Genomic DNA, 2,854 nt, shown 5'->3' with positions numbered 1-2,854 from the left:
GTCTTTCAGCGTGGGCGGAATGACGAAATGGCTTCACCGCCAGGGTTTCAGCTACAAAAAGCCAAAGGGAGTGCCTCATAAATTCGATGCGGATAAACAGCAACAATTTATTGATGACTACAGGGTGCTGAAAGACGGTACGGATCAGAATGAGCCGATCCTATTTATTGATGCGGTGCATCCTTCACAGTCCACAAAGTTCAGCTATGGCTGGATGAAAGCAGGAAAAAATCAGGTAAAAGTGGTCGAAACCACCGGCAGTCGTACCCGTCTTAATATTCTGGGTGCCCTCAATCTACAACGAATTGAAGACACCGTGATCCGTGAATATCCGAGTATCAATGCTGAAAGCATCGCGTATTTTTTCGGGGCGCTCCGGGAAACTTACCCACTTTCGCAAAAAATCCACATTATTCTGGATGGTGCGGGTTACCACCGAGCCGAGTTGGTGAAAGATATTGCGTATGTCCTGAATATTGAATTGCATTACCTGCCGCCTTACAGCCCAAACCTCAATCCGATAGAGCGATTGTGGAAGTATATGAATGAGCAAGTGCGTAACAATGTCTATTTTCCGAATGCGAAGACATTCCGTGAAACCCTTCATCACTTTTTTCATGTCACGTTGCCAGAAAAAACGAAAGAACTGACGACTCGACTGACTGATAATTTTCAGATTTTAAAACCCGCACCTTCAGGTTAGATTGGTATATAAAGACAAGAAAGCATTTATTGAATAAATAATTTTCTTAGTGATTGTATATACGGTTTCATTTTTATTTAGGTGATTTAGATCACATTTTCATTCGATATTTTTTTTGTGACTAGAGTTGCTAATTTATTTTGTTATATCATTGTTACAGTAGATGCTGCTCGTTTCATGTGATGTATTAATAATGGATAAAACATTTTCGATTTATGTGATTTCTAAATAATATAATAAACCTGACAAACAAATGGGTTTTAAAAAGTTGATTTATTTCTTGAAATTGGAAATAACAAGATACTGATATAAACTGATAATAAAACCATACTCTTAATTATCAAATGTATGTTATCTGTTTGAGGGTTTATTTTTTCAAAAATATTTTCAGAATGTGGTGTTTTAAATTTTTTAGGTATTGACATCCATCATTCTGTAAGAACCTTTTAATATTCTGTCTTAGTTGAGGAATTAGCATGTATACACAAAATGCATACATGCTTTGTAATTTAACAATATTAATAAATTAAATGTTGACGCTGGGTTAACTTAAAGCATTTTTTATAAAGAATAGAGTGTGAAAATTATCATGAACAATGAATTTATTGAATATTCTCCGGAAAGTTATTTGAAAAGGTTGAATATTACTCTTCCAGTAAGTAAGAAAAAAGATGGAATGTTTTGTTTACATAGATCTCATTTCTATAATATTCCTTTCGAAAATTTTAGTATGCATCGAAACCAGAGCTTTATGCTTGATAAAAATTCGTTTTGGAAACACATCATAGAAAATAATAGAGGCGGAATATGTTTCGAGTTATGTTCTTTATTAATACCAGTTTTGGAACATCTAGAAATAGAATATCGGACATGTTTAGCAAGAGTACACTTGCCTGTGCGTACACCTAAAACCCATCAGATAATTATTATAACTATTAACTCTGAAAATTGGCTCTTCGATATTGGTTTTGGTGCTAAAGGGCCAAGAGCACCTATATTGCTTAAAGATGGTTATATACATGAACACACTTTTTTGAATACAAAAATTAATAAAATAGATAAGGAGGGCTGGACAATTTCAGTGATGGAAAAGAGCAACAGAAATTGTGAATGGGAAAAAATATATTCCTTCCACGATATTCCGGCAACTTATGAAGATATAGATATGGCTTATTTCTATACTCTTAATTCACCAAACAGTCTTTTGAACACTAACAAAGTGATTAGTATTCCAAAGGAAGATGGGAGAATCAGTATAAGAAATAATAGCTTCACTGAGGTGATTGGTGACAGAAGCCAAACTATAGAGATTAAAGATGCAGAAATGATGGAAAGAATTCTTTCGGATAAATTTAATATATTCGTAGAAAAAAACATCTTCCTTTTGAGTGAGAAAATATGAGCATTACTTATTTGATTGTTCCTGGATACACAAATTCAGGTCCAGAGCACTGGCAATCATATATGGAAAGAAAGTACTCGAACGTGGTTAGAGTTCAACAAGAAAATTGGAATTCACCAGTAAGAAACGCATGGGTTAATAACCTTAACAAAACAATAGAAAATACCCAAGGAGATTTATTCCTTATAGGGCATAGCTGTGGGGCGGTAACTATTGCACAGTGGTCTTTTCAGCATGAAAACAGTAGAGTTAAGGGAGCACTTCTTGTAGCTCCAGCGGATGTGGACGCTGAAGATACAATACCTGAAATAAAGGTACAACGCCCTCTTCCTCTGCTAAAACAACTTCCTTTTCCCGCTACTATGATTTGCAGTGATAATGATAAATATTTGTCTTTGGAGAAAGCTCATTTATTAGCACGTATTTGGGGAACCTCATTAAAAATAATCAGAGGTGCTGGACACCTGAACACAGCAGTAGGTTATGGGGAGTGGGAAGAAGGAGAAAAATTGATTAATGAATTATCTGGCGGAAATCTTGTTGTTAGGTAAATATTAAACTGATGGTAGTTTACATCTGCCCTATAACACCTAACAGATCATGTTTACTGGACTTATTTTAAGTCTTTAATAGAAGATTATATGTTTTCCGTCTCTCAAATTACAGTTTTTCTAACTAACCTGAGATCGGTTTAAGCCATCACCTGAAGTCCTGTTTTTTCAGCATAGGTGATATTTAGTGATGGCTTT

General features: G+C 35.0%; 3 protein-coding genes. All 3 read left to right on the top strand.

All coding sequences use genetic code 11. The annotated features are described in order from the left end of the window. On the top strand, nucleotides 1-703 hold a 703-nt coding region (locus tag H8A87_RS02070; protein WP_198688355.1), incomplete at its 5' end, for an IS630 family transposase. Between the two features lie 589 nt (nucleotides 704-1,292). Further along, nucleotides 1,293-2,105: an arylamine N-acetyltransferase family protein gene (locus tag H8A87_RS02065; protein ID WP_198688354.1), complete on the top strand. Its 813-nt coding sequence runs from the start codon at nucleotides 1,293-1,295 to the stop codon at nucleotides 2,103-2,105. Next, nucleotides 2,102-2,656, top strand: a complete 555-nt coding sequence (locus H8A87_RS02060; RefSeq protein ID WP_198688353.1) for an RBBP9/YdeN family alpha/beta hydrolase — start codon at nucleotides 2,102-2,104, stop codon at nucleotides 2,654-2,656. The genes H8A87_RS02065 and H8A87_RS02060 overlap by 4 nt, the downstream gene beginning before the upstream one ends. Nucleotides 2,657-2,854 lie beyond the last annotated feature (198 nt).

Source organism: Xenorhabdus lircayensis, from assembly GCF_016306625.1.
Lineage (GTDB): Bacteria > Pseudomonadota > Gammaproteobacteria > Enterobacterales > Enterobacteriaceae > Xenorhabdus > Xenorhabdus lircayensis.
The sequence above is the reverse complement of the archived record's forward strand: the minus strand, read 5'-3'. Positions and strand labels throughout refer to the sequence as shown.